Origin of the sequence: Micromonospora sp. CA-248212, from assembly GCF_050948405.1 — a bacterium.
Classification (GTDB): Bacteria; Actinomycetota; Actinomycetes; order Mycobacteriales; family Micromonosporaceae; genus Micromonospora.
On sequence record NZ_CP192023.1, the window covers coordinates 3,852,959 to 3,879,346 of the forward strand.

At 71.2% G+C, this 26,388-nt stretch carries 23 protein-coding genes and 1 pseudogene; 8 read left to right on the top strand and 16 right to left on the bottom strand.

What is annotated here, in order from left to right; all coding sequences use genetic code 11:
• Positions 1-10 precede the first annotated feature (10 nt).
• Genes ACQP03_RS18490 through ACQP03_RS18505 form a run of 4 tightly spaced genes read right to left on the bottom strand, consistent with a single transcriptional unit; the run spans position 11 to position 3,940 of the window.
• Positions 11-661, bottom strand: a complete 651-nt coding sequence (locus ACQP03_RS18490) for a response regulator transcription factor (RefSeq protein WP_433457671.1) — start codon at positions 659-661, stop codon at positions 11-13.
• Positions 652-1,869 (bottom strand): sensor histidine kinase, encoded by a 1,218-nt coding sequence (locus ACQP03_RS18495; RefSeq protein WP_433457673.1) that lies wholly within the window; start codon positions 1,867-1,869, stop codon positions 652-654. The genes ACQP03_RS18490 and ACQP03_RS18495 overlap by 10 nt, the downstream gene beginning before the upstream one ends.
• Positions 1,866-3,206: an FtsX-like permease family protein gene (locus ACQP03_RS18500; protein WP_433457675.1), complete on the bottom strand. Its 1,341-nt coding sequence runs from the start codon at positions 3,204-3,206 to the stop codon at positions 1,866-1,868. Before ACQP03_RS18500 ends, ACQP03_RS18495 begins: the two co-directional genes overlap by 4 nt.
• Positions 3,203-3,940 (bottom strand): ABC transporter ATP-binding protein, encoded by a 738-nt coding sequence (locus ACQP03_RS18505; RefSeq protein WP_433457677.1) that lies wholly within the window; start codon positions 3,938-3,940, stop codon positions 3,203-3,205. The genes ACQP03_RS18500 and ACQP03_RS18505 overlap by 4 nt, the downstream gene beginning before the upstream one ends.
• A gap of 210 nt (positions 3,941-4,150) precedes the next feature.
• On the opposite strand from ACQP03_RS18505, the gene ACQP03_RS18510 reads away from it, so the two are divergent.
• Positions 4,151-7,612: a ThuA domain-containing protein gene (locus tag ACQP03_RS18510; protein ID WP_433457679.1), complete on the top strand. Its 3,462-nt coding sequence runs from the start codon at positions 4,151-4,153 to the stop codon at positions 7,610-7,612.
• A gap of 70 nt (positions 7,613-7,682) precedes the next feature.
• Here ACQP03_RS18510 and ACQP03_RS18515 read toward each other — a convergent pair whose 3' ends face one another.
• Positions 7,683-7,904: a hypothetical protein gene (locus ACQP03_RS18515; RefSeq protein WP_357117949.1), complete on the bottom strand. Its 222-nt coding sequence runs from the start codon at positions 7,902-7,904 to the stop codon at positions 7,683-7,685.
• A gap of 219 nt (positions 7,905-8,123) precedes the next feature.
• Between ACQP03_RS18515 and ACQP03_RS18520 the strand changes: the two are divergent.
• The 3 genes and pseudogenes from ACQP03_RS18520 to ACQP03_RS18530 form a co-directional block, all read left to right on the top strand.
• Positions 8,124-8,264 (top strand): annotated as a pseudogene (locus ACQP03_RS18520) (GntR family transcriptional regulator); the annotation flags it as partial.
• A gap of 51 nt (positions 8,265-8,315) precedes the next feature.
• Positions 8,316-8,924, top strand: coding sequence for a UTRA domain-containing protein (locus tag ACQP03_RS18525; RefSeq protein WP_433461186.1), 609 nt, complete (start codon positions 8,316-8,318; stop codon positions 8,922-8,924).
• Entirely contained in the window at positions 8,921-9,661 is a 741-nt protein-coding gene (locus ACQP03_RS18530; RefSeq protein WP_357169692.1) for a PP2C family protein-serine/threonine phosphatase, read from the top strand. The genes ACQP03_RS18525 and ACQP03_RS18530 overlap by 4 nt, the downstream gene beginning before the upstream one ends.
• Here ACQP03_RS18530 and ACQP03_RS18535 read toward each other — a convergent pair.
• Positions 9,658-10,185 carry a hypothetical protein gene (locus ACQP03_RS18535; RefSeq protein ID WP_433457682.1) on the bottom strand — a complete coding sequence of 176 codons (528 nt, stop codon included), beginning with the start codon at positions 10,183-10,185 and terminating at the stop codon, positions 9,658-9,660. The two genes, ACQP03_RS18530 and ACQP03_RS18535, sit on opposite strands and share 4 nt — an antisense overlap.
• Before the next feature lie 118 nt (positions 10,186-10,303).
• Between ACQP03_RS18535 and ACQP03_RS18540 the strand changes: the two genes are divergently transcribed.
• Positions 10,304-11,863 (top strand): acetolactate synthase large subunit, encoded by a 1,560-nt coding sequence (locus ACQP03_RS18540; protein ID WP_357169686.1) that lies wholly within the window; start codon positions 10,304-10,306, stop codon positions 11,861-11,863.
• Between the two features lie 110 nt (positions 11,864-11,973).
• On the top strand, positions 11,974-12,735 hold the full coding sequence (locus ACQP03_RS18545; protein ID WP_357117934.1) for a hypothetical protein: 762 nt from the start codon (positions 11,974-11,976) through the stop codon (positions 12,733-12,735).
• A 51-nt stretch (positions 12,736-12,786) separates the two neighbouring features.
• Here ACQP03_RS18545 and ACQP03_RS18550 read toward each other — a convergent pair whose 3' ends face one another.
• The 10 genes from ACQP03_RS18550 to ACQP03_RS18595 form a co-directional block, all read right to left on the bottom strand.
• Positions 12,787-15,807 carry a S8 family serine peptidase gene (locus ACQP03_RS18550; protein WP_396832986.1) on the bottom strand — a complete coding sequence of 1,007 codons (3,021 nt, stop codon included), beginning with the start codon at positions 15,805-15,807 and terminating at the stop codon, positions 12,787-12,789.
• A 257-nt stretch (positions 15,808-16,064) separates the two neighbouring features.
• Positions 16,065-16,709: a hypothetical protein gene (locus ACQP03_RS18555; protein WP_357394583.1), complete on the bottom strand. Its 645-nt coding sequence runs from the start codon at positions 16,707-16,709 to the stop codon at positions 16,065-16,067.
• A 4-nt stretch (positions 16,710-16,713) separates the two neighbouring features.
• Positions 16,714-17,685 (bottom strand): acyltransferase domain-containing protein, encoded by a 972-nt coding sequence (locus ACQP03_RS18560; RefSeq protein WP_357394581.1) that lies wholly within the window; start codon positions 17,683-17,685, stop codon positions 16,714-16,716.
• Between the two features lie 47 nt (positions 17,686-17,732).
• On the bottom strand, positions 17,733-18,536 hold the full coding sequence (locus tag ACQP03_RS18565) for a sugar phosphate isomerase/epimerase family protein (RefSeq protein ID WP_433457685.1): 804 nt from the start codon (positions 18,534-18,536) through the stop codon (positions 17,733-17,735).
• Positions 18,533-19,687, bottom strand: coding sequence for a dihydrodipicolinate synthase family protein (locus ACQP03_RS18570; RefSeq protein WP_357117919.1), 1,155 nt, complete (start codon positions 19,685-19,687; stop codon positions 18,533-18,535). Before ACQP03_RS18570 ends, ACQP03_RS18565 begins: the two co-directional genes overlap by 4 nt.
• The gene (locus tag ACQP03_RS18575; protein WP_357117916.1) at positions 19,684-20,835 is read right to left on the bottom strand and encodes a Gfo/Idh/MocA family protein; all 1,152 of its coding nucleotides are present in this window, start codon (positions 20,833-20,835) and stop codon (positions 19,684-19,686) included. Before ACQP03_RS18575 ends, ACQP03_RS18570 begins: the two co-directional genes overlap by 4 nt.
• A 27-nt stretch (positions 20,836-20,862) precedes the next feature.
• Positions 20,863-21,618 (bottom strand): ABC transporter ATP-binding protein, encoded by a 756-nt coding sequence (locus ACQP03_RS18580; RefSeq protein ID WP_396833030.1) that lies wholly within the window; start codon positions 21,616-21,618, stop codon positions 20,863-20,865.
• 43 nt (positions 21,619-21,661) lie between these two features.
• A complete protein-coding gene (locus ACQP03_RS18585) occupies positions 21,662-22,666 on the bottom strand; it encodes an ABC transporter substrate-binding protein (RefSeq protein WP_357169667.1) in 1,005 nt (334 codons plus the stop codon).
• Between the two features lie 23 nt (positions 22,667-22,689).
• Positions 22,690-23,676, bottom strand: coding sequence for an ABC transporter permease (locus tag ACQP03_RS18590; RefSeq protein WP_357394566.1), 987 nt, complete (start codon positions 23,674-23,676; stop codon positions 22,690-22,692).
• A gap of 278 nt (positions 23,677-23,954) precedes the next feature.
• Entirely contained in the window at positions 23,955-24,671 is a 717-nt protein-coding gene (locus ACQP03_RS18595; protein ID WP_357394562.1) for a cupin domain-containing protein, read from the bottom strand.
• A 93-nt stretch (positions 24,672-24,764) separates the two neighbouring features.
• Between ACQP03_RS18595 and ACQP03_RS18600 the strand changes: the two genes are divergently transcribed.
• Together ACQP03_RS18600 and ACQP03_RS18605 are read left to right on the top strand one after the other, a co-directional pair.
• Positions 24,765-25,832, top strand: a complete 1,068-nt coding sequence (locus ACQP03_RS18600) for a LacI family DNA-binding transcriptional regulator (protein ID WP_357169657.1) — start codon at positions 24,765-24,767, stop codon at positions 25,830-25,832.
• Positions 25,833-25,885: 53 nt separating this feature from the next.
• The gene (locus ACQP03_RS18605) at positions 25,886-26,371 is read left to right on the top strand and encodes a GNAT family N-acetyltransferase (protein ID WP_357394557.1); all 486 of its coding nucleotides are present in this window, start codon (positions 25,886-25,888) and stop codon (positions 26,369-26,371) included.
• Positions 26,372-26,388 lie beyond the last annotated feature (17 nt).

A 26,388-nucleotide genomic window follows, 5' to 3' on the forward strand; every position in this document is an offset into this window, starting at 1 on the left:
CCACGAGAGATCAGCGTGCCGCGTTCAGATAGCGCAGTACGGCGAGAACTCGCCGGTGGTCGGTTCGCGCCTGGGGTAGGTCGAGTTTGGTGAAGATGGCCGTCACGTGCTTCTCCACGCTGCGCGGGGCGAGGTGGAGCGACTCGCAGATGGCGAGGTTGGACCGGCCCTCGGCCAGCATCCCCAGGACCTCGCGCTCCCGCTCGCTGAGCCGGGCGACGCCCGCGTCCACCGACGGCGCCGCCAACAACTGGCGCACCACCTCCGGATCCAGTGCCGTCCCGCCGGCGGCCACCCGGCGCAGCGCGTCGACGAAGTCCTCGGTGCTGACGATCCGGTCCTTCAGCAGGTAACCGACCCGACCCGGGTGCTCGGCGATCAGTTGCCGCGCGTACCGGGTCTCCACCCACTGCGAGAAGACCAGCACGCCGGTGTCCGGGTGGGCCGCCCGGATGGCCAACGCCACCCGCAGGCCTTCGTCGGTGAAGGTCGGTGGCATCCGTACGTCGACCACCGCCGCGTCCGGTCGGTGTTCGTCGACCGCCGCGCGCAGGTCGTCACCGTTGTCCACCGCCGACACGACGATGATCCCGTGATCGGTCAGCAGCAACGTGATCCCGTCGCGCAGCAACGGGTTGTCCTCGGCGATCACTACGCGCACGGCAGCTCCACGGTGATGGTCGTCGGTCCCCCGGGCGGACTGTCCAGCCAGAGCGCGCCGTCCAGCGATTCAGCTCGTCGGATCAGCCCCGACAGACCCGTACCCCTGCCCCCGGATCGCGCCCCGCCGCGCCCATCGTCGCTGACGGTCAGGCGCAGGACGCCATTCTGCGCGCGAAGGTCCAGCCGGATCCGGCTGGCCCCGGCGTGCTTCGCCACGTTGGTGAGGAGTTCGGCGGCGCTGAAGTACAGCGCCGATTCCAGGTCGGGTGTCGGGCGCTCAGGCAGGTCCACGTGTACCTCGACGGGCACCGCGCTGCGCGCGGCCAGGGTCTCGATCGCGGTGCTCAGGCCGGTGTCGAGCGCGGGCGGGTGGATGCCCCGCACGATGTCCCGCAGCTCGGTCAGGGTCTCCACCACCGCGCCCCGGGCCTGGGCCACCATCGCCTTCAGCTCCGGCTCACCGGCTCGCCCCTCGATACGCGACAGACCCACGCCGAGCGCGACCAGCCGGGCCTGCGTACCGTCGTGCAGATCCCGTTCCACCCGCCGCAGCAGCGCGGCCGCGTCCGCCCGCAGCGCGGCCCGGCTGGCCTCCAGAGCCGCTATCCGGACCCGCTCGGGTCCCGGCTCCAGCAGTGCCCGCACCAGCCACCGGTCCAGCGACACGATGAGTCGGAAGTACCACGGGAACACCAGCAGCGCGGCCAACCCCTGCGCGGCCAGTGCCCAGGAGCCGCCCCACGGCGGGTCTTGCGGAAAGCGGTGCACCCACACGGGGTAGGTGACGCCCACCAGACCTCCGACGACAAGGGCCCCGCCGAGGTACGCCCCCGCGGCCATCAGCGGCAGCCGGGCGAAGCAGTACGCGAGGGCCTTCCAGCCGCTGGCGTCCGTCAACACCGCGCGTGCCCAGCGCACCGGGCCCGTCCCCCGGCGGCCCACGGGCGGCGGGTTCGGCCAGCTCCAGCCGAGGAACAGCCGGGCCGGCCCCCGGAAGTACCGAACGGTCAGCCGCGCGAGCAGCAGCACACCGGTCAGCAGTGGTAGCCCGATCGTCAGCAGCGACAGCGCGGAGAACACCAGCCCCAGCAGCGCTATCGCGAACGTCGGCACGGCCAGCACGGTGCCGGTGACCGTGTATCCGACCTCACGCCAGGTACGGGCGGTCGTCGGAGCACGCAGGACCACGCCGACGACGGACCTCACGGGTCCACCGCCAGCGACTCCACCGCCGGGCGGCGCATCGCGACCAGCGCCGGCACGACGGTGCCCAGCAGCACCAGGCCGAGCACCACGGCCAGGCCGCCGGCCAGTTGCCCGGGTGGCAGGTAGGGCATCCACGTGCCCAGCATGCCGTGCAGCATCGGCACCATGGTGACCATCGCGACCACGGTACTGACCGCCAGGGCGGTCACCGTCACCAGCAGGGCTTCGCAGACGACCACGGCCAGCGCGTGCATCCTGCTCGCGCCGACCAGCCGGGTCACCGCAAGCTCCCGACGTCGGGACAGGAGTACGGTCACCAGCGTGTTCACCGCGGCGACGGCGGCGAAGGCGACGTAGACGGCGGTGCCGGAATACTCCGTCCACACCTGCGCCGCCGGGTCGGGAGCGCCGTGCACGTGCGCGGACGTGGTGTGCGTGACCACCTTCACCGTGGCGAACGCGATCGCCAGGACCAGTGGCACCAGCGCGCCGGACAGCGCCGTGGCGCGCACCGCGAGGTTGTCCGCCGCCAGCGCCCCGGTACCCCCGAACAGTCGCGTCAGCGGAGCGGCCAACCGCAGCAGGACCGGGCCGAGGAAGCCGGCTCCCACGCACATCGCCAGCATGGTGAAGAGACTCGACTCACCGGCCTTGGCCGGGTCACCCTTCGCGATCAGGATCGACAGCACGACGCCGCCGGTCAGGAGGACCACCCCGATCGCGGTACGCAGCAGGCTGATCCGACGCCGCGGGACGGCCGTCTCGGTCAGCGCGGCGGCGGGGCGTACCCGTGCTGGTCGCATCGCGGCGGTCAGCGCGCCAACCACCGACGCCCCGACGGTGATGCCCAGCGCCGCGGGCAGTGCCGCGGGCGACGGGTGGAACGTCACACCGGGCGGGATCGCCTGGTGTCCGGTGAGCCCCGCCAGCCAGGCGTGGGCGAGCAGGGCACCGAGCGGTACGCCGAGCGCGGTCGCCGGCACCGCCACCACGGCGGCCTGGGCCGCCACCGCGCGGCGCACCCGGCCGGGAGTGGCACCCACCGCTCGCGCCAGCGCGATGTCCCGCGCCTGGCGGGCGATCGACGACGTCATGGTCAGTCCGACGATCAACGCGGTCAGGTACACGGACACCACCACGAACAGCGTGGCCATCTCGGGGATCGAGCTCTCGGTCAGCACCTGCCGGGCGGCCGGGTCCAACCGCGCGCCGGACATCGAGGAGCTGGCGCCCAGCGCTCCGGACACCAGCGCGGCGGCCAGGCACTGCGTGACGAACGGACCGGCGAAGGCCCACGGCTGCTTGCGCAGCGCCTGCCGGGTCAGTCCCGCGCTCACCGGGCCACCGCCGGGTCACCCGTGGTGGCACGCAGCCGCTCCCCGATGTGTGCCGCATCGGGTGTCGGGCCGTCCGCCACCACCTCGCCGTCGCGCAGCAGGACGAGTCGGTCGCTCCAGGCCGCCGCCATCGGATCGTGGGTGACCATCACCACCGTCACACCGGCCCGGTCCACCCCGTCACGCAGCAAGCGCAGCATCTGCTCACCGGTCGCCGGATCCAGCGCCCCGGTCGGCTCGTCCGCGAACACGACGGCGGGACGACTGGCCAGCGCGCGGGCGATGGCGACCCGTTGGCGTTGGCCGCCGGACAACTCGCCGACCGGCCGACCGGCCAACCCGGACAGACCCACCTCGGCCAGCACCTCGTCGAGTGGGTGCGGACGCGGTCCACCCAGCCGCCGGGGCAGCAGCACGTTCTGCCGCACCGTCAGCTCCGACAGCAGGTTGTACGACTGGAAGACGAAACCTACCCGATCGCGACGCAACCGGGTCAGCGCGCCTTCGCGCATTCGGGTGACGTCCCGGCCGACCAGGCGGACCCGCCCCGACGTCGGCCGGTCCAACCCCGCCGCGCACTGCAGCAGGGTGCTCTTGCCCGAGCCGGTGGCTCCCATCACCGCCACGAACGTGCCGGCCGGCACCACGAGCGAGATGCCGCGAAGGGCGGCGAGCGGCCGTCTGCGCGAGCCGTAGGTGCGGGTCACGCCGTCGAGTTCCACCACGTTGTCCATGTGTTCCACCCTCGACGCCGACGGCGATCCGGACATCCGGGCGACCCGAACGATCCTGGTGCGGTTATCCGTACCCGCGTCGCGCTGCGGCAGCCCGCCAGGAAACCGCTTACCTCGTGTCTATTGACGCTCATAACTGGCTGTCAGTACCGTGATGCGGGCATCGAGAAAGCGCTTTCCGACCCTCACCGTCCGACAGGGAGCGCCCCCATGCCCAAACACCTGCGCGCGATCTGCCTCGCCCTGCTCACCGTCGCCACCGTCCTGAGCACCACCACCGCCCTGCCCGCCGAGGCCGCCCCGCGCTTCCGGGTGCTGGTCTTCTCGAAGATCACCAACTTCTACCACGACTCGATCCCGGCCGGCGTGGCCGCGATCCAGCAGCTCGGCGCCACCCACAACTTCGAGGTCGTCGCCACCACCGACGCGGGCGCCTTCACCGACGCCAACCTCGCCACCTTCGACGCCCTGGTCTTCAACAACACCAACTCCACCCCCGCCTCGGGCGACCTGCTCAACGGCAGCCAGCGCGCGGCGTTGCAGACGTTCATCCGCAACGGCGGCGGCTGGGCCGGCCTGCACGCCGCGTCGGCCAGCGAACGCGACTGGTCCTGGTACGAGGGTCTGGTCGGCACCATCTTCGACTACCACCCGGACTTCTCGGCCACCGGCGGCACGTACCCCGGGCGGGTGAAGGTCCTCGACCGCGCCCACCCCTCCACCCGCAACCTGCCGGAGCTGTGGGAGCAGAGCGAGGAGTGGTACAACTGGCGGACCAACCCGACCGGCAACGTGCACACCCTCGCGCAGATCAAGGTGCGTGACGGGATCAGCGGCCTGGACGAGGGCGTCGACCACGCGTACTCCTGGTGTCAGCGCTACGACGGCGGCCGGTCCTGGTTCACCGCCGGTGGGCACGCCAGCTCCCAGTTCAGCAGCGCCACGTTCCTGGAGCACCTGCGCTACGGCATCGAGTGGGCCGCGGGCGCGGTCGCCGGCGACTGCTCGGCCAGCAGGACCGGCACGTTCGAACGCGTCGGGCTGGTCACCGAGAACCTGGCCGACCCGTTCGAGCTGGCCGTCGCTCCCGACCGCAGGGTCTACTACATCCAGCGCACCGGCGCGCTCAAGGTGGTCGACTCGGACACGCTCCAGGTCACCACGCTGCTCGACCTCGCGTACACCTCGGCGATGACCGACCAGTCCGACGGCCTGCTCGGGATGACCCTGGACCGCGACTTCGCCAGCAACGGCTGGGTCTACCTGCTCTGGTCGGACAAGACCCTCAAACAGCTCAACCTGTCCCGGTTCACGGTGGCGAACAACAGCGTCGCGCTCTCCTCGGAGAAGCGGCTGCTGACCGTCCCGACGTACCGGGGCGTGGGTCGGGCCAACTCGCACATGGGCGGATCGCTGGCCATGGACGCGGCCGGTCGCCTGTACGCCGCGATCGGCGACAACACCGACCCCTTCGCGTCCAGCGGTTACACCCCGATCGACGAGCAGTCCGGGCGAGCCGCCTGGGACGCCCAGGGCACCGCCGGCAACACCAACGACCTGCGCGGCAAGATCCTGCGGATCACCCCGCAGGCCGACGGTACGTACACCGTGCCCAGCGGCAACCTCTTCCCCGCCGGCACCGCGCGGACCCGACCGGAGATTTACGCGATGGGCATGCGCAACCCGTTCCGGATCACCATCGAGCCGGGAACGAACGCGGTGCTGGTCGGTGACTACGGCCCGGACGCCCGCGCCGCGGACGCGAACCGTGGACCGGAGGGGACCGTCGAGTTCAACCGCATCACCGCCGCCGGCAACTTCGGCTGGCCGTACTGCGTGGGCAACAACATCCCGTTCAACGACTACAACTTCGCCACCAGCACCTCCGGGGCGAAGTTCACCTGCGCCGCGCCGGTGAACAACTCCCCCAACAACACCGGCCTGACCACCCTGCCGGCGGCGAAGCCGGCGCTGGTCTGGTACGCGTACTCCGCCTCCGCCCAGTTCCCCGAGGTGGGCACCGGCGGTGGCGGCCCGATGAGCGGGCCGGTCTACGACTTCGACCCGGCGAACACCCGTACCACCAAGTTCCCGGAGTACTTCGACGGCAAGTGGATGACGTACGAGTTCACCCGCAGGTGGTTCAAGACGCTCTCGATCCACCGGGCGGCGCAGACCTTCAGCAACTCACGTTTCGCCCCCACGGCCGTCGGTGACCTCCAGTCGATCAACGGGATCTTCGAGAACATGAGCTGGATCCAGCCCTTCGAGGCGGAGTTCGGCCCGGACGGCTCGCTCTACGTCATCGACTTCGGCGAGGGCACCGGCAGCGGTCGCGGCGGCAGCAACGCCGGCGCGGGCATCTACCGGATCGACTACGTGGCGAACGGCCGACCACCGACCGCGAAGATCACCGCCAGTCCGGACACCGGGCGTACGCCGCTGACGGTCAGCTTCTCCTCGGCCGGCGCGACGGCCGGCGACGGCACCGCCCTCAGCTACGCCTGGGACTTCACCAACGACGGCACCACCGACTCCACCGCCGCCAACCCGAGCTTCACCTACTCGGCTGCCGGGAAATTCACCGCCCGGCTGACCGTCCGCAACAGCGGCAACGGTCTGACCGCCACCGCCGTCACCGACGTGGTGGTCGGCAACACCCGGCCGACGGTCACCATCACCGTGCCCGACGGCGGCTTCTTCGACTTCGGCGACAAGATCCCGTACACGGTGACGGTCACCGACCCGGAGGACACCACCATCGACTGCGCGAAGGTGACCGTCCAGACGCAGCTCGGGCACGACACGCACGCCCACCCACTGGACGTCTACACCGGCTGCTCCGGGCTGCTGGCCACCGAGGCGGACGCCGGTGACGGGCACGGGCCGGGACAGAACCTCTACACCCTGATCACCGCGCAGTACACCGACGGTGGCGCGGCCGGCGTGCCGGCGCTGACCGGCTCGACCCGGATCCAGTTGCAGCCCAAGAGCAGGGAGGCCGAGCACTTCAGCGCCCAGTCCGGCCTGATCGTCAACGACCGGACCACCGCCCGCGCCGGCAAGCGGCTCGGCGACGTCGACCACAACGACTGGGCGGCGTACGGGCCGGTGGACCTGCGCAACATCGGCTCGGTCACGCTCGGGGTCACCAACGGCGGACTCGGCGGCACCATCGAGCTGCGAACCGGTTCACCCACCGGCACGCTGATCGGTACGGCCACCATCGGCTCCACCGGCGGATGGGACAACCTGGTGTCCCCCACGGTCACGCTCACCAACAAACCGACCGGCACCACCACCCTGTACGCGAAGTTCGTCAACACCGCGCAGGTCGGCGGCACGCCGGACCTGATGTCGCTGGACTGGATGCGGTTCAACGGCGCCGGCGTCAAGCAGGAGCCGGGCGGAAGCCTGACGATCGCGGCCAACCCGACCGGCGGCGCCGCGCCGTTGACCACCACGTTGACCGCCACCGCGACCGCGCCGTCCGGGCAGAGCATCACCGACTACGCGTGGGACTTCGGCGACAACGGCGCGGTGGCGCACGGCGCGACGCTGCGGTCGACAAGTCACAGCTATCCGCGAAAGGGCACCTTCACCGCCCGCGTGACGATCACCTACACCGGCGGGGAGACCCGCTCACTCAACCTGACCGTCACGGTCACCTGATGGGAATCGGTGGCGGGCGGGTCAACCCGCCCGCCACCGGCCACGTCCCGGACCGCCAGAGACCGCACGTCTAGCGGTCCTGCCTGACCTTGGCGATGTCGAGATCCAGCAAGGGGCCGAAGAACCTGGCGAAGTCGTCCAGGGAGTCCGACCGGAAGATCTCCCGCGCACCATCCAGGATGGCGACCGCACCCGAGGGAAGGTCGAAGAGGTAGCCGACAACCTTCTCATCCCTGATGAGAACGAAGACCTGCGGCACTTCCGCCACGACAACCGTCGGGCTTTCCAGCATCGGTGGACTGCTCGCGGGCGACGCTTCTGGATCGCCACAATTTCTCGTCATGGACATCCTCCTCCTGAGGGCTCCCCGCGCGCCGGTCGCGACGGCCGACCCAACCTCGGCCTCATCGAGACCAATTGTCTTGGGACAATCCCTGGGGATAGTCTGGGGACAATCTGACCCAGAGTCAAGGCTTGTCTATGGACAACCGGGAAGGGCGTTGACGTGCCGGTGCACTCGCGCTACCTGAACATCGCGTCCACGATCCGCGAACGGATCGAAGCCGGAGAATGGGCACCGGGTGCCCGGCTTCCGACCCTCAACGATCTCGCGGCCGAGTACGACGCCAACCGCGACACAGTCGGGAGGGCCATCGCCCTGCTGGAGACCGAAGGCTACGTGTGGGCCGTCCAGGGGCGGGGCATCGCCGTTCGATACGGCACGATACGTCCACGTCGACCCCGCGGCGATCTGGTCAAGCGCAACGAGCAGGCAACCGGATACTCATTCCCTTCGGCAAGCAGCCAGGAGGTGTGGGTCAGCCACGGCAAGGCCGTCAACCTGCCGGCCCGACTGGACGACCCCCGCGTCGCCAAGCTTCTGGGAGTGGAGCCCGGCACCGAAGTGCTGCGCCGGTTCCGGGTTACCGGGCCAGCGTCCGAGGCCCCGTTCCAAATCAACATCTCGTGGATTCACCCACGCGTCGCCGACATCGTGGCCAACCTGGACGCGAGCCCGGCGGCGGGCGAGTGGCTGCACCACATCGAAAAGGCCGGCCACTGGCCGATCAGTTGGATGGAGATTCACCGCGCCCGGATGCCCAGCAGAGACGAGGCAGCTCTTCTGGAGATCCCCACCAACCTGCCCGTACTGGAGATCGTGCGGGTCGGCACCTCCGGGGGCGACCAGAAGCCGGTCGAGGTGACCGAGTACGTCGTGGCGAGCGACCGAGTCGAGACGGTCCACGTCCTGCACCGCGACGCGAACGCAAAGGAGCCGTGGCCTGACGGCGAGCCGAGGAGCGGGTCATGACCGTGGCCCTCACTCTCGCGGCGGCCAGCCGGACGCACCAGGGCCTCGTCCGCAGACGAAACGAGGACTCCCACAGCCAAGGACAGTGGCTGTACGTGGTTGCAGACGGCCTCGGCGGCCATGTCGCCGGTGACATCGCGAGTAGCACAGTCGTCGCTGCCGTGAAGGCGTACGACCGCCTGGTGGATCCTGAGGATCTTGCTCACTCCTTGGGACGGGCCATCAACGACGCGAGCGACGAGTTACGAAGGAAGGTCCGCGAGAACCCGAATCTGGCCGGGATGGGCACCACGTTCGTCGCTCTGCTGCATGCCGGCAGTGATGCGGTCGTGGCAAACGTTGGGGACTCTCGTGCCTACCTGATCCGACGCAAGCGCCCCCGCGACAACGCCCTGGTGCAGATCAGCGAGGATCACACCTACGAACACCTCGTCGCCGACGCCGAGGAGGTGCCCAACCTCCCCGGGAGGCTAGCCCGCTTCCTCGACGGACGGGCCGACGGCCGGTCGGCCGACCTGAGGCCTCTCCAGCTTCAGCCCGGCGACCGAGTCCTGTTGTGCTCTGATGGACTGAGTTCGTACGTGCCGTACGAACGGATACGGGCCGCGCTCGACTCCGACGCCGACCCCGGGGACATCGCCGAACAACTCGTGGCCCTGGCGATCGACGAGGGTGGACACGACAACATCACCGTGATCGTCATCGAAGCGATCCGGCCTGACGAACCCGCGCGCTAGTTCGACAGGGACGCTGGCACGGGTAGCTCGAGATGTGCCAGGAGGGCGGCGACCTCGCGGTCGAGCTGCAGGCCGACCTCGTGGATCGCCTCCACGCCGAACGACCCGAACGTGCGACTGGGCTGCTCGATCACGAACCGCACCCCGCCGTCGGGCCCATCGCCGATCATCGTGCGCAACGGCGCGTACAGCATGGCGGTCGGGTCGTGCCGGTACATCTTCTCGGCGATGGTGTGGTTGCCCATCAGGTACTCGACAGCGTTGCCGGCGTCACCCGCGAGGCTCATCATCGGCCGCAGCTCGCCACTGCTCCAGTAGATGAGGAAGTCGTGGGGCGCACGCTCGCGCATCAGGGCGAGCACGTCGTCCCAGGAGGCGTCGCGGGCAACCAGGGCGTCGAACGCCGCGTCGTCGTAGCGCGGGACTGCCTGCTCGTACTGCCGCCGGAACTCCTCGAACGGTCGATCGACACCGACGTCCAGGCGTCGGGCCTGGTAGGTGCGTTCGGTGTAGCCCGGCTTCATCCCGCGTTCCCCGATCCCCGATCCCCGTCGAGCTATTTCACGAGCGTCACCACTTTAGTCCGAAATGCACCCTTAGGATCGGATCATTGTTGGTTCAGCCGTCGGTGAGGTGGTGGGTGTGAACGGCGCGGAAGCACTGCTGCGGACGCTGGCCGACGCCGGGGTGGAGGTGCTCTTCACGAACCCCGGCACCACCGAGCTGCACCTGGTCGGGGCGCTGGAGTCGGTTCCCGAACTGCGCGGAGTGCTCGCACTCTTCGAGGGCGTCGTCACCGGCGCGGCGGACGGCTACGCCCGTATCGCGGGCAAGCCGGCGGCGACCCTGCTGCATCTCGGGCCCGGACTCGCGTACGGGCTCACGAATCTGCACAACAGCCGACGCGCCAACTCGCCGGTGGTCAACATCGTCGGCGACCACGCGACGTTCCACACCGCCTTCGATCCTCCGTTGAACTCGGACATCGCCGCCCTGGGCGGATGGCTGCAAGGGCCGGTTCGCCGACCCGAGGACGCGGCCGGGGCCGGCCCCGACGGCGCGGCCACGCTCGCCGCCGTCCTGGAGCCACCCGGTCAGATCGCCACCGTCATCATGCCGGCGGACGTGTCGTGGTCGGACGGAGGCACGGCCGCACCGCCGATGCCGCCCCGCGCGACGCCGGCCGTCAGCCAGGACGTGCTCACGCGGATCGCGGAGGTCCTTCGCGCCGGGGAGTCCACCGCCCTGATCATCGGCGGGACCGTGCTGCGGGAGTCGGGTCTGTTGGCCGCCGGCCGTATCGCGGCGTCGACGGGCGCGCGGGTGTTCCAAGAGTTGTACTCCAACCGGGTCGAGCGTGGGGCCGGCCTGCCCATGTTTCCCCGGCTCGGCTTCTATCCGGATCAGGTGCTCGACCAACTGCACGGGATACGGCACGTCATCGTCGCGGGCACCAAGGCACCCGTCTCCTTCTTCGCCTACTCCGATCAACCGAGCCTGCTCGTACCCGAGGGAGCGCAGACGCACGTCCTGGCCGAGGTTGGCCAGGACGCCGTCGGCGCGCTCGACCGACTCGCCGACCTGGTGGCCCCGGACGCAACCACCCCGGTGACCGAACCGCGTCGACCGGCGCTGCCGACCGGGAACCTCACCCTGCGGAACTGGACGGACGTCGTCGCGGCGTTGCTGCCGGAACGCGCCATCGTCATCGACGAGAGTGTCAGCTCCGGCACCGCCCTGGCTGCCGCCACCGCTGGCGCTCCCCGCCACGACGTGCTGATGCAGACCGGCGGAGCGATGGGTGACGGCCTGCCCCTCGCCGTCGGCGCCGCGGTCGCGGCACCCGACCGGCCGGTACTGGCGCTGGTGGCGGACGGCTGCGTCATGTACACCGTCACCGCGCTGTGGACGCAGGTACGCGAGGGGTTGAACATCACCAACGTCGTCCTCAACAACCGCGCGTACGCGATTCTGCGCCAGGAGTGGGAGTACTTCAGCAATCGTCCGGGTCACACCAACCCGGACGGAAATCCGCTGTTCGACCTGGCCAACCCACAGATCGACTTCGTGGGTCTGGCGAACGCCTTCGGCATGCCGGCCAGTCGTGTCACCACCGCCGAGCAACTCGCGGAACAGCTTTCCCGAGCGCTGGCCGACGACGGACCGCACCTCATCGAGGCCGTCATCCCGGCCGCCGCGTAGACGCATCCGGTCCCGCGACGCGGCCGCTCGACCCCGGTCGCCACGGCGGCATTGATCGTTTCCGGTCGCCGCTGGCGGGGAACTGCTCAGGTCGAGGTGAGGGGGGAACCATGAGCCGATCCGCACTGCCGCCGACCGTCCGAGCGCCCCGGATGCTCGGGCTGATCCTGCCGTTGGTGGGCACCGTCGCGCTGAGCACCGCCTGCACGGCTGCCGAGGAGGGATCCGACGCGACACCGTCGAGCGCGTCGACGACGTCGGCCCCGGCGAGTCCGACCGACCCGCCGTCCGGGAGCGCCAGCGCGCCGACGACCATCCCGACGTCGGCCTTCGTGGAGCTACCGTCTGAGCTACGGAAGTCACCCCGACGTTCGACGCCGGTCGCCGAGGCGCTGCCCAAGCTGTGCGGCAACGAGTTCGGCACCGGGGGCCGGCAGGTCACCGCGAGCGCGGCCATGACGGTGACGTACAAGAAGGCCGGCGAGCCCGACAGCAACACGCCGCAGGGCATGATCCACCAGACCATCTTCACCTTCGCGGGCGACGGCGCCACGGACTACCTGCGCCGTCTGAGCGATGCGGTGAAGGCCTGCCCATCCTTCGACCAGGGCGACGACCCGGTCACGGTCGAGAGCAGGGCAGTGCCCGGTGTCGGGGACGAGGCGTTGCTCGTGACCCGCGCCTGGGCCGCCACGAACCTGAACGGCGAGCGCACCGGCGGCGAGGGGTCCAGCCAGATCGCCGTGGCCCGGGTCGACGGGGTCGTGACGGTCTTCGACGACCAGGGCTGGGAGGGCAGCAGCGGCAATCCCGCCATCCTGGACCAGACCATGCGCAAGGGCGTGCGCACGATCGACGCCTGGCAGCGCTAGCGAGAACAGTGGGGCGGCGCACGACAGCGCCGCCCCACGATTCCGGTACGGCTACTCCTCCCAGGCGCTCTGCTGGGTGTAGACGAGGTTGCCGGGGACGACCGTGCCGTTGGTGCGGTACTCGGTGTACGCCCAGAAGTCGCCCTCGGGCAGCGGCCGGTTGGGCTTCAACGTGAAGTTGAGGCTCATGCCGCGCTCGGTCGTCGACGGCAACGTCAGCGTGGCCGGCGCGTAGATGGCGTTGCGACCGATGATGGCGTGGCTCAACTGGAAGTCCACGACCGGGCCACCGGGCACCTGCGCGAACACGTAGGCCGTGTAGCGCCCCGGCTCCGGCAGGAACTTGTACGCCTGCTCCGCGCTGGTCCAGTACCTGTCACTGCTGTAGACGAGCTTGTCGCCCTTGTACAGGTACAGGTCGAGGTTCGTGTTCGGATCCTCGGTGTTGGCCTCGACGATGATGCCGGCGGTGTTCGCCGGCACCGTGAAGTCGACCTTCTTCACGCCGGACGCGCTCGGGTCGAACACGCCGCCGTACACACCGGCCGGCATCGAGTACGAGTCCCGGCGCATCGGCGTGTAGCCGGTGCTGCGACCGGTGAGCGGGCCGGTGAAGCCCGGCTGGGCGTAGCCGAACGAGCCGCTGGTCATCCGGCCGAACTCCTCGCCGTCGTCAGCGTACGGCCGGGGGGTGATGCCCCACGGGCGGGCGGCGACGGGGATGCGGGCACTGTGGACCTTGCCGCGCCAGGTGATCGACCCGGTGACGTACCGGTCCCAGGGGGCGCTGCCCCGGCGCAGCGTGATGGACACCGTCGCGGACTTGCCGGGCGCGAGCGTCACCGACGCGGGCGACACCGTTACCGTCATGCCGGGCAGGCCGGACACCGACGACCGGTAGGTCTCCCGCGTCGTACCCACGTTGGTCAGGGTGCGCTTGATGGTCACCGGGTGGGTGCCGTCGTACTCGCGCAGCGAGATGGCCGGCAGGTTGAGTTCCTTGCCGTCGGGCTGGGCCGTCTCGCTGAACTCGACCAGGTCGGCCGCGGTCGGCTCGATGACCAGGCCCGGGTCCTTGGCTCCGGTCAGGTTGATGAAACCGCTGCCCTGGTCCAGCGGGTTGCTGGTGCCCCGGGTGTCGGTGGCGGTGGTCCGCAGGGCCGAGGCGACGGTCCCCGGCGACCAGGTCGGGTGCGTGGCGCGCAGGATCGCCGCCGCGCCGGCCACGTACGGCGAGGCCATCGAGGTTCCGGAGTACGCGTCGTAGTCCCGACCGAAGTTACCCGCCGGTGAGACCGCGGCGATGATGTCCGTCCCCGGCGCGACCAGGTCCGGCTTGAAGACGCCGAGGGTCACCTTGTCCGGGCCGGTGGAGGAGAAGTCCGCCACGCTCGGGATCCCCGGGACGCTGGAGCCGTCGCCACCGTTGCGCAGCGACACCCTGGCGTCGGTGGGGTGGCGCATCAGGTAGTTGAACAGCGTGCCGGCCTGCTTCTCGGTGTTCAGGTAGACCACCGGGAAGTTGTAGACGGAGTTGACCCGGTAGTTGCCTTCCGGGACGAACACGACCATCCCGGCCCCGCCCTTCTCCTTCACCTCCAGCGCGGAGTAGAAGGGGGACGACAGCGCGCAGGCGACCACCTTGCCCTTGATCTTGGCCGCGTCCAGGCTGCCGGGTTCGCAGTACGCCGAACCCTGCTCCAGTGAGCCGGCCTGGTCGCCGAAGACCATCGGCCGCGAGGCGTCGCCGGGCAGGGCGTCCAGTGAGCCGCCGACCAGCTTGGTGCCGTCGCCCAGCTTGACCGTCGCCTCGTTGGCGTTGGTCACCGCCGCGCCCACCGTGGTGACCCAGGGCGCCGCGTTGCTGATGGCCCCGCTCACGATGCCGGTGTTGCCCGCCGACGCCGCCACGAAGACGCCGGACAGCGTGGCGTTGAGGAAGGCGACACCGATGGGGGTGTTGGCCTCCCAGTCGCCGAGGTCGCTGCCGATGGAGAAGTTCAGGACCTGCACACCGTCGGAGACGGCCGCGTCGATGCCGGCGATGATGTCGGCGTCGTAGCCCATCCCGCCCCAGAGCACCTTGTAGACAGCGATCTGGGCGTCCGGCGCGACACCGGAGACGGCACCGAAGGAGCGGCCGTCGATGGTGACGTCCCGCACCGGCAGACCGGCGGCCGTGGACGCGGTGTGGGTGCCGTGCCCGGCCGCGTCGCGGGGCGACAGGAACTCACCCTCGGGTACGGAGCCACCGCCGGCGAGCCAGGTGTCGGCGAAGTACCGGGCACCGACGATCTTGCCGTTGCAGTGCTCGGCCACGAAGGCCACGCCGGTCTGGCAGGTGCCGTGCCAGGTCTTGGGCGCCGGCATCTTCTTGGCGAACGACGCGCTCTCCGGCCAGATGCCGGTGTCCAGGACGCCGACGACCATGCCCGCTCCGGTGGCCGGGCCGGGCTTGACCGGCTTGGCCGGCTTGACCGGCTTCGCGGCGGCGTCCGTCGTGGACGCGGCGGCCGCGGAGGAGGTCGGCGTACCGGCGGCGGGGGCGCTCGGGGCGGCCGCGAGCGGCATCGCCGATCGGGTGCCCAGCGCCCGCGCGGCGGTGACGGCGCGGACGCGCTTGTCGGCCCGCAGCGCGGTCGCCTGCTTGGCGGTCAGCGTCGCCGAGAACCCGTTGAAGGCGGCGGTGTAGGCGGCCTTGACCTGGACGCCGGCCGCGCCCGCGACGGCGGATCGCTGCGCGTCGAGGTGCCGGCGGTACGCCTGCGACGGCGCCGACGTCACGTCCAGTCGGGCGCCCGGCGTGGGGCGGGTCCGCGCGAGCCCGGACGTCCCACCGACGTACGTGGTCAGCGGCGCCTCGGCCAGCTCGACGACGTAGACGCCCGAGCCGTTGGCGTCCACGGCGGTCTTCGGGCTGGTCCCGTCGGCGTCGGCGCGACGATCGGCGCCGTCGGTCAGCGTGGTGCGCCGGTCCGATCCCTTGGTGAAGTAGCCGGCGCCGCCGCTGGCCGACCGGTCGCCCGGCGCTGCCGACGCTGATCCCGCGACGCCGGTTGTGCCGGCGAGCATCGCTGCGACCAGCGTCGGTATCGCCAGTCTTCGCAGATTTTTCCCGCTCGTGCGTGTGGACACGAGACTCCCTTCGATTGCTCCTGTGTGGAGCTTCTTCAGTGACCGCGACCCGCATGGGAGCGCTCCCCCACCTAAGCCCTCGACGGTTAATCGAGGATTCGAGCGGTGTTACGGATCATGATGCAGATAAGATCATGATGTTTCACCCGTGCCTAGATCATGTTTTTTCGGCGCGGCTGAGGGACAATCACCGGCTACGGCCAGAGCCACACCACGGCGGCGACGACGGTGATGACGATCGCGGGAAGCACCACGTAGATCACCAGGAGCACCCAGGGCAGCAACCGGAACGCCCTGCCCAGAGTGCTCTCCGGCGGGGTGTAGCGGACCGGCGACCCCAGACCCGTTCGCTGCCAGACCAGCCCGGCCGCGTCGGTGAAGCGGATCCTCGCCTGCCCCAGGTACGCGGCAGTGCCGGTCAACTCGAAGCGCACCGCCTCGGACTTCTCCACCACGGCGAAGCGTCTGCCCCCGTTCGCGATCACGGTGCCCTGCATCTCTCGGCGACGTCCCGGCCAGCGGAACGACTCCTGCCAGGCGACGTCGACATGGACATCGAAGATGGGCGCGGCGCTGTGGTTGACGAGGGTCACCGTCGCCTCGGTCGGGTCGCGCCGGACCACGACGCCGTCGCTCTCGTCGTCATCGCGGGTCAGTACCGGGATGACCAGGCGCGCCTGCGCCGCCTCGCGGCTCTCCTGCTCCTCCCGACGGACCCGGGTCTCGTGACGGAACAGCAGACCGGTGAAGACGACGGCGAAGGTCGACATGACCAACCCGGCCAGGCTCCCCCACGCCTGCATCCAGTCCGTGATCTTCGGGGCTTCGGCGGCTAGCACCGGATCAGGGTAGGTACGGCCGATGCGTCGCGTCGATCGGGAAGCGGCCCTGACGCCACTGCCAGTGCCGGCCAGCCGACAGGTGGTCGACGATCGCCCGTTGCAGGGCGGTGCGGCGCGGCAACTCGTCCAGCGGTGTGGTCAGCGTCCGGAAGACGAATCGCAGCACCTCGACGTCCGCGTCCAGGCCCTCCGGCTCCTCGTAGGACTCCAGCTCGAACCGTCGCTGGAACCGGATGATGTTCGAGTCGTCGGGCAGGTACTCCCGCAACTGGGGGTCGAGCAGCCACGAGCCGCAGGAGAACGCCGTGTAGTGCTCGTCGGGGAAGTGACGCGGGAAGAAGACCCGGGCCTCGTCGAGCGACGCCGAGACCGCCTCCGGGGTCAGCGGCCCCGCGTCGGGGATGTGCAGGCCGATAGCGCCGTCGCCGCGATGGTGCTGCAACCGGCCCAACTCGTAGACGGCGCCGCGCACGTGCAGCGTCAACCAGCTCTGCATGACCGGCCAGCCCTCGCCGCGCATCCGCCGGTCGACGGCGAGGTTACGACCCAGGTCGGCGAGCGTCGCCCAGGAGACGGCGTCGGGAACGCCGTGGTCGCGGTGGTAGCCCCGCACGATCTCGACCAGCGCGAGGTACGCGTACACGTAGAGATGCCGCCAGGCGGGGCCACGGTCGAGCGGCAGCTCCGGCCCGGGTGGCAGCCAGCCGTACCCGCCGAGATCCGCGCGGACCAGCGCGATCGAACGGTCGAGCAGCCAGCGCAGCTCCGGCGTCCACAGTGGTGAGTCGCGGTCCGGCCACCCCGCCATGATCTCGACGGCGTCGTCCGGCGGCACCGCGAGCCGGTCGAGGATCGCCGGCGCGTCGGCCTTGGCGGGCAGCGGGGCCGAGGGCCGGTCGCCGGCCAGCCGGTGCACCCGCTCGACAGCCTCGACGGGCACCCCGAGCAGGGCTGCGGTCTTCTCCAGATCCACGCCGACGACCCTACCGCCGGTCGGCGTACCCCTGCGCCCCGCGCCGGTCAGACGACGTGGCGCAGATAGCCGGCGATCGCCGCGTCCAGCACCTGCGCGCCCGGCCGCGCCCACACCTCGGCGGAGAAGACCTCCACCTCGATCGGACCCCGGTAGCCGGCCGCGTCCACCGCCTCGCGCAGCCGCCGCAGCTCGATGCACCCGTCGCCGGGCAACGCCCGGCCGAGCAGCGCCCCCTCCGGCAGCGGTGTCACCCAGTCGCAGACCTGGAACGCGGCGATCCGCGCGCCGGCCCGGACGATCTGCGCGTACACGGTGTCGTCCCACCACACGTGGTACGCGTCGATCACCACCCCGACCACCTCCGCATCGAACCGCTCGGCGATGTCGAGCGCCTGACCGAGGGTGGCGATCACGCAGCGGTCGGCGGCGAACATCGGGTGCAGCGGTTCGATCGCCAGCCGGACGCCGGCCGCCGCCGCGTGCGGCGCCAGCTCGCCGATCGCGTCGGCGACCCGGCGGCGGGCACCGTCGACGTCGCGACTGCCCGCCGGCAGTCCGCCGGAGACGAGCACCAGCTCGGGTGCGCCCAGCGCGGCGGCCTCCTCGATGGCCCGCAGGTTCTGCGCACGCCAGTCGTCGGCGGTGAAGAATCCGCCCCGGCACAGCGACGTGACGGTGAGGCCCGCGTCGCGGACCAGCTTCGCCGCGCGGGCCAACCCGTACTCGGCCACCGGCTCCCGCCACAGTCCGATGCCCGGCACACCGGCCGCCACACAGCCGGCGACCACGTCGGGCAGCGCCCAGCGCTGCGCGGTGGCCTGGTTGAACGAGAACCGCGCGAGACTCACTGGACAACCCCCGCGACGGTGAAGAACGCCCGCGCGCGGGCGGCGGCCAGCTCCGCGTCGGGCAGCAGCCCGGCGGCGTCGGCGAGGGTGAGCAGGGTCGCCAGGTGCGCCGGGGACCGGCCGGACTGCGCGCCGCCGACCATCGTGAAGTGGTCCTGGTGCCCGGCCAGCCACGCCAGGAACACGATGCCCGTCTTGTAGTGCCAGGTCGGCGCCGCGAACAGGTGCCGGGCCAGCGGCACGGTCGGAGCGAAGATCTCGTCGTACGACGTCAGGTCGCCCCGGTCGAGAGCATCCAGCGCGGCGGCGGCGGCCGGCGCGATGGCCGCGAACACGCCGAGCAGCGCGTCGGAGTGGCCCACCTCGTCGCCCCGGATCAGCTCCGGGTAGTGGAAGTCGTCGCCGGTGTAGAGGCGTACCCCGGCCGGCAGTCGACGCCGTAACGCCACCTCCCGGTCGGCGTCGAGCAGCGACACCTTGATGCCGTCCACCGTCGACTGGTGGGCCTTGACCAGCTCGACCACCGTGTCGGCGGCCAGGTCCAGGTCGGCGGACCCCCAGTAGCCGGTCAGCGCCGGGTCGAACATCGGGCCCAGCCAGTGCAGCACGACCGGCTCGCCGGCGGCGGTCAGCAGCTCGTCGTACACCCGTAGGTAGTCCTCGGCGTCGCGGGCGGTGGCGGCCAGGTGCCGGCTGCACATCAGCACCGGCCGCGCGCCGGCGGCGCGGACGTCGTCGAGCTGCTCGCGGTACGCGGCGGTGACCCCGGCCAGGCTGGCCGGGCCGGCCGGGAGCTGGTCGGTGCCGACACCGGCGACGATCCGCCCGCCCACGGCACGGGCCTCGGCGGCACTGCGTCGGACCAGCTCCCGGGTCGCCGGATAGTCCAGCCCCATTCCCCGCTGGGCGGTGTCCATCGCCTCGGCGACACCCAGCCCGTACGACCACAGGTGCCGCCGGAACACGAGGGTGGCGTCCCAGTCCACCGTCGCCGGGGCGCCCGGTACGTTCTCCGCGCCCGGATCGGCGACCACGTGCGCGGCGGCGTACGCGATCCGGCTGGTCGCCGGTGCGGCCGGGCGGGTGAATCCGTCGGCCCCGGTGAGCCGGTGTCGCCGCCCGCCCGGCAGCGCCACTTCGACGGCGCTCACGGGTGCAGCTCCGGAACCTCGACGCGGACGCCCTCGCGGGCCGCGCGGAGCCCCAGCTCGGCAAGCTGCACGCCGCGCGCGCCGGCCAGGAAGTCCCACGGGAACGGCTCGCCGGCCACGACGTGCCGCAGGAATGCCTCCCACTGCATCTTGAAGCCGTTGTCGAACTCCTCGTTGTCGGGCACCTCGGTCCACTGCGCGCGGAAGTCCTCGGTGACCGGCAGGTCCGGGTTCCACACCGGTTTCGGGGTGACCGCCCGGTGCTGTGCCCGGCAGCGGCGCAGCCCGGCGACGGCGCTGCCCTCGGTGCCGTCGACCTGGAACTCCACCAGCTCGTCGCGGTACACCCGCACACCCCACGACGAGTTGATCTGCGCGATCACGCCGCCGTCGAGTTCGAAGATGGCGTACGCGGCGTCGTCAGCGGTGGCGGCGTAGGCGCGGCCGTCCTCGTCGAACCGCTCGGGCACGTGGGTGGCGGTCACACAGGTGACCGCGGTGACCCGGCCGAACAGCTCCTGGAGCACGTAGTGCCAGTGCGGGAACATGTCCGAGGTGATGCCGCCGCCGGCCTCGGCGCGGTAGTTCCACGAGGGACGCTGGGCCGGCTGCCAGTCGCCCTCGAAGACCCAGTAGCCGAACTCGCCGCGCACCGAGAGGATCCGACCGAAGAAGCCGCCGTCGACGAGCCGCTTGAGTTTGCGCAGGCCGGGCAGGAACAGCTTGTCCTGCACGACGCCGGTGCGGACACCGGCCGCGTCGGCGGCGCGGGCCAGGTCGAGCGCGGCGGCGGTGTCCTCGGCGAGCGGCTTCTCCGTGTAGATGTGCTTGCCGGCCTCGATCGCCTGGCGGATCGCCTTCTCCCGCTGCTGGGTGACCAGGGCGTCGAAGTAGATCTCGACGTCGTCGCGGGCCAGCGCGGCGGTCAGGTCGGTGGTCCAGTCGGTGAGGCCGTGCCGCCCGGCGAGCTCGCGGAGCTTGGTCTCGTTGCGCCCCACCAGGACCGGTTCTGGCCAGATGGTCGTGCCGTCGGCCAACGTCACGCCGCCGGACTCGCGGATGGCCAGCAGGGACCGGACGAGGTGCTGGCGGTAGCCCATCCGTCCGGTCACGCCGTTGACGATGATGCCGATCGACCTGCGGGTCATGGTGGTCCCCTTCGTCGTGCTGGTCGTTCAGTGGTTGGCGGCCGCGCTGCCGAGCAGTCCGCGCAGTTCGGTGGCGAGCCGGTCGAAGCGGGAGTCCGACATCACCTGCGCGTAGTCGCGGTGCGCGGGCAGCTCGACGTCGAAGGCGCGGATGATCCGGCCGGGCCGGGCGCTCATCACCACGACCCGGGTGCCGAGGAAGACCGCCTCGGCGATGGAGTGGGTGACCAGCACCACCGTGGTGCCGGTCTCCCGCCAGATGCGGTGCAGCTCGGCGTTCATCTGCTCGCGGGTCAGCGCGTCCAGGGCGCCGAACGGCTCGTCCATGAGCAGCACCGGTGGGGCGTGCAGCAGCGCGCGGCAGAGCGCCACCCGCTGCTGCATACCGCCGGACAGCTCGTGCGGCAGCGCCTTCTCGAAGCCGGTCAGCCCGGTCATCTCGATCAGCTCGTCCGCCCGACGGGCCGCCCGCGCCCGGTCCATCCCGCGCATCTCGGCCTGCAGCAGGATGTTGGCCCGCGCGCCACGCCACTGGAGCAGCGCGGCCTTCTGGAAGACGAAGCCGATCTCCTGCTGCGGGCCGCGCACCGGCTGTCGCAGCAGCGAGACCTCGCCGCTGGTGGGCTTCACCAGTCCGGCGACGATCTTCAGCAGGGTGGACTTGCCGCAGCCGGACGGGCCGACGATGGTGACGAACTCGCCCGGCTCGATGTGCAGGGACACGTCGTCGAGGGCGGTGGTCCGCGAACGTCGGGTGGTGAACCGGACGGTCACCCCGGACATCCCGATGGCGGTGCCGGTGGTCGCCGGCGCGGCGCTCACCTCGTCAGCCCTTGGCCGCGTACGACGAGTCCCAGTACGCGTCCGGCGCGCCCGGATCCTTCAGCTCCGCGTAGCGGGCCATCAGGTCGATGGTCTCGGACCACTGGGCTTCGGTGTTCACCCCGGCCGGACCGTCGCCGCCGAGCAGCGGCAGGTTGAGGGTGAGCTGCTTGGTGAGCACCTCGGGGGCCGGCTCGTTCTCGGCGAGCGCGACCATGGCGCTCACCGCGCCGGCCGGGTCGCGCGCCGCGTCGGCCCAGGACTTCTGGGTGGCCCGGACGAACCTGCGGGCCAGCTCCGGGTCCTTCTGCAGGGTCTGGGTGTTGGCGATCAGTCCGGTGCCGAGCAGGTTCATCCCGTAGTCGGCGAAGAGCAGCACGTCGACCTTCTTGCCGGTCTTGCTCTCGATGGTGGGCGCCTGGTCGTGGAAGAAGCCCATGATGGCGTCGACCCTGCCCTCGGCCAGGGCGGCGATCTTGCCGGCGGCGTCCACGTTGACGACCTTGACGTCGTCCTTCTTCAGGCCGTTCTTCTCCAACCAGGCCGGGAAGGTCGCGTAGAGGGCGTCGCCGGGTGTGCCGCCGACGGTCTTGCCCTTGAGATCGGCCGGTGTCCTGATGTTCTTCTCGGTGAAGAACTCCACCGAGGACGGGCCCTTCTCCAGGTATGCGCCGAGGCTGCGCACCGGCATCCCGCTGGCCACCGACTTGAGCAGGACGGGACTGTCGGCCCAGCCGAAGTCGGTCTGTTTCTGGGCGACCTGCTTGACGGTGTTGCCGGAGCCGTTGCCGGGCAGGACCTTCAGGTCGATGCCCTCGGCGGAGTAGTAGCCCTGCTGCAGACCGTAGTAGAAGGGCGCGTGCTCGCCGTACGGCACCCAGTTGAGGGTGAGGGTGACCTGTTTCCTGCCGTCGGCGCCGGTCCTGCCGGCGGAGTCCGAGCCGCCGCAGCCGGCGGCGGCGAGCAACAGGGCGGCGGTGGCCAGGATGGTGGTGGCGGTGCGCTTCATCGGTGCCTCCGTGATGGGGTCGGTCAGGAGGTGGTGAGGGACACGCCGGCGCGACGGCTGGCGTGCCACGGGATGAGCAACGCCTCGGCGATCTCGACCAGAACGAACAGGACGATGCCGATGGCGGACATCAGGATCAGGTCGGCGAACAGCAGCGGGGCGTCGAGGTTGCCGTTGGCCAGCAACAGGACGTAGCCGAGCCCCTCGCTGGCGCCGACGAACTCGCCGACCACGGCGCCGACCACCGCGAGGGTGACCGCCACCTTCAGGCCGGCCATGAGGTGCGGCAACGCGTTCGGGAAGCGGATCTTGCGGAAGGTCCGCCAGGGCCCGGCGCCCATCGTGGCGGAGAGGTCGAGCAGTTCCGGGTCGGTCGAGCGCAGGCCGGCGACGCCGGAGATGACCACCGGGAAGAACGCGATGAGCACCGCCAGGATGATCTTCGGAGTGAGGCCGAGACCGAACCAGACGACCAGCAGCGGCGCGATGGCGATCTTCGGGATGACCTGTGCGAACAGGACGATCGGATAGAGCGCCTTGTCCAGGGTGCGCGAGTAGGCGATGGCGACCGCGGTGGCCAGCCCCAGCGCGGCGGCCAGGACGAAGCCGAGCACGGTCTCGTAGAGGGTGACCAGGGTGTGCCGGGCCAACTCGGACCACTGGTCGGTCATCGTGGTCCAGACCTGACCGGGGGTGGGCACGAGGTAGTTCGGCACGTACTCCCGGGCGGCGACGAACCACCAGGCGAGGACAAAGGCCGCCAGCCCGAGCGCCGGCCGCCAGAGCGAGTCGGCGACCGCCGCCGCGCGACGGCCGAGCGTGCGTCGGGGTGACCGGTCATCATCGTCCGGCGACGGACCGGCCGCTCCGGATCCGAGCCCGCTCCCGACGCGAGCGTCGGCCGATCCGGGCGAGGAGTCCGCCGGGGCGGCTGAATCCGTTTCCCGCCCACCAGTCGCCTGGTCGGCGGCGGCGCGCCGGCCTGCCGTGTCCAAAGAGTTCTCGGTCACGCGAACCTCCTCGGGGCCCGGCGCGGCACCCGGGGGCCGGGTCGGTCGGCGGGTCAGGCAAACGCTTTCCTGGGAGCGTAGGCGGCGTCCAGACCGCAGGCAAGGCCTTTCCTCGATCTATTCGACGCCCGTCGGGCCGCCCGGTGAAGGCGTCGCCCACGGTCGACTCGGCTTGCTGGAAACCGGGCCTTCCCTCCCTCTCGGACACCGCGACTGCCCTGAAACCGAGTGGATCATCGCCCTCGCGGTCCGAACTGGACCGCGCGGCACCGGCGGCGTCAGCCGGCAGCCGGATAGGTGTCGAGCAGGCCGCACATCCCCAACCGGCCACGCTCGACGGGCGCGTCCACCGCGTACACGCCGGCCCCGCCCAGATAACGCCACTCGCCCCGCTCCAGGGCGTCCAACTGGGCGCCGGTACCGGCGGCGGCCGCACCCGCGCCGTCCGCCCACCGCTGCCGCCAGGCCGCCAGCAGCGGCCGGCGCAGCACCGCCGCCGCCGCGTAAAAGGCGGCCAGCGCCGTCGGCCCACCGGACCGCAGCGCCGCGAAGCCGGCCACCGCCAGATCCCGCCGACGGTACGCGCCCCGCACGTCCGCCCCCGGCGCTCCCCCGTCCGGCAGCGCCGCGGCCTCGGCGTACGCCTCGGGGTCGGCCAGCACCTCGGGCGGGAAGGTCAGGACCGCGTCGCCGGCCTCGGGCAGGCCGCTGTTCTGCATGAGCACCACGATGGACAGATTGCCGCCGTTCACCAGGCGGTGCACGGTGCCCGGTTCGAACCACACCACCGTGCCCGCCCGCAGCGGGGTCTCCCGGAAGCCCTCGCCGCCGAGGGTCTGCACCGCGCCCTCGCCGCCGGTCACCACGTACCCCTCGGTGCAGCACAGGTGCACGTGCGGGGTGCCGCCGACCACGCCGTCCGGCGCCGCCGTGTCGTAGACGCGCAGCCGGGACACTCCGACGCCGCCGGGCAGTGCCGCGAAGCGTTCCGACATGGCCGGGCCTCCCTGCGGGAAAGGGCTTTCTCTGCGGTACGGTGACGCTAGCCGGCGCGGCGAAACGCCGTCAACAGACCGAGGGGGCGGGCCATGGCGACCTTGTCCGACGTGGCGCGGCGCGCGGGCGTCTCACCCGCCACGGCCTCGCGCGTCATCAACGGCAGCAGCAAACCGGTCACCGACGAGCTGCGCGAACGGGTGCTCGCGGCCGTCGCCGAGTTGCAGTACGTGCCGAACGCGCACGCCCAACTGCTGGCCCGCTCGCACCGCAGCGCGGTCGGCGTGATCGTGCACGACGTCTCCGACCCGTACTTCGCCGAGATCACCCGCGGCCTGCAACGCGTCGCCACCGACCAGGGCCGGCTGCTGATGATCTGCAACAGCTACCGCGACCCGGACCGCGAGCTGGAGTACGTGGAGCTGCTGCGCGGCCACCAGGTGGCTGCGCTGATCCTGGCCGGGTCCGGCTACCACGACGAGGCCTTCACCCGACAGCTCAACGAGAAGCTCGCCGCGTACGAGGCGACCGGCGGGCGGGTCGCGGTCATCGGCCGCCACGAGCACTCCGGCGACGCCGTCATGCCGGACAACCAGGCCGGCGGTCACCTCGCCGGCCGCGAACTCTGCGCGCTGGGCCACCGGGCGATCGGCGTGGTCGCCGGCCCGCGCATCCTCACCACCACCACCGACCGGCTGGCCGGGCTCCGGCAGGCCCTGGCCGAGCACGGCCTCGACCTGCCCGAGCGGCGCATCCGGTACGCCGAGTTCGACCGGGACGGCGGCGCGGAGGCCACCGCCCGGCTGCTCGACTCCGATCCGGAGCTGACCGCCATCGTGGCGCTCAACGACTCGATGGCCATCGGCGCCCTCGCCACCCTGCGGGCCCGCTCGCTCGCCGTACCGGGACGGATCTCCGTCGTCGGCTTCGACGACATGCCGATCGCCCGCGACGTCACACCCGCGTTGACCACGGTGCGGCTCCCCCTCGTCGACATGGGGGTCCGGGCCATGTCGCTGGTGCTCGGCGCGGCGGCGCCGACCCCCCGGGTCGAGGTGCTGCCCGCCGAACTGGTCCGCCGGGACACCGCCGGGCCGACGCCGGGTCGAGCACGCGCCACGACGATGCCGCGCGCCCGGCGCGCCGACGCCGCCTCCTGACGGGCCCGCAAAACCCGTTGTCCCCGCCGGCGCGTCCTGCGTAGCCTGCGCCCGTGTTGATCCGTACGTTCACCGACCAGGACTGGTCGCAGGTGTGGCCGATCATCGAGGACGTGATCCGGGCACAGGAGACCTTCGCCTACGACCCGGGGATGACCGCGCAGGAGGCGTACGCCCTCTGGGTGGAGGCCGCGCCCGGACGGACCGTCGTCGCGACCGACGGTGATCGGGTGCTGGGCAGCGCGAAGATGGGGGCCAACCGTCCCGGACCGGGCGCGCACGTCAGCACCGCCAGCTTCCTGGTGGCCGCCGACGCCCGGGGCCGGGGCGTCGGCACCGCGCTGTGCCGCGACGCTCTGACCTGGGCCCGCCTCGCGGGGTACGCCGGGATGCAGTTCAACGCCGTGGTGGAGACGAACCGGACGGCGGTCGAGCTGTACCGGCGGGAGGGCTTCGAGGTGGTCGGCACGGTGCCGGGCGCGTTCCGCCACCGAACCCTCGGGCGGGTCGGCCTGCACGTCATGTACCGGGAGTTCTGAGTCCCCCGCCGTGCGGT

Coding starts and splice junctions, on each gene's coding strand:
- ACQP03_RS18505 (WP_433457677.1), bottom strand. CDS start 3,940: ATGGACAACGTGGTGGAACTCGACGGCGTGACCCGCACCTACGGCTCG.
- ACQP03_RS18510 (WP_433457679.1), top strand. CDS start 4,151: ATGCCCAAACACCTGCGCGCGATCTGCCTCGCCCTGCTCACCGTCGCC.
- ACQP03_RS18515 (WP_357117949.1), bottom strand. CDS start 7,904: ATGCTGGAAAGCCCGACGGTTGTCGTGGCGGAAGTGCCGCAGGTCTTC.
- ACQP03_RS18530 (WP_357169692.1), top strand. CDS start 8,921: ATGACCGTGGCCCTCACTCTCGCGGCGGCCAGCCGGACGCACCAGGGC.
- ACQP03_RS18535 (WP_433457682.1), bottom strand. CDS start 10,185: ATGAAGCCGGGCTACACCGAACGCACCTACCAGGCCCGACGCCTGGAC.
- ACQP03_RS18545 (WP_357117934.1), top strand. CDS start 11,974: ATGAGCCGATCCGCACTGCCGCCGACCGTCCGAGCGCCCCGGATGCTC.
- ACQP03_RS18550 (WP_396832986.1), bottom strand. CDS start 15,807: ATGCTCGCCGGCACAACCGGCGTCGCGGGATCAGCGTCGGCAGCGCCG.
- ACQP03_RS18575 (WP_357117916.1), bottom strand. CDS start 20,835: ATGACCCGCAGGTCGATCGGCATCATCGTCAACGGCGTGACCGGACGG.
- ACQP03_RS18580 (WP_396833030.1), bottom strand. CDS start 21,618: ATGTCCGGGGTGACCGTCCGGTTCACCACCCGACGTTCGCGGACCACC.
- ACQP03_RS18585 (WP_357169667.1), bottom strand. CDS start 22,666: ATGAAGCGCACCGCCACCACCATCCTGGCCACCGCCGCCCTGTTGCTC.
- ACQP03_RS18595 (WP_357394562.1), bottom strand. CDS start 24,671: ATGTCGGAACGCTTCGCGGCACTGCCCGGCGGCGTCGGAGTGTCCCGG.
- ACQP03_RS18600 (WP_357169657.1), top strand. CDS start 24,765: ATGGCGACCTTGTCCGACGTGGCGCGGCGCGCGGGCGTCTCACCCGCC.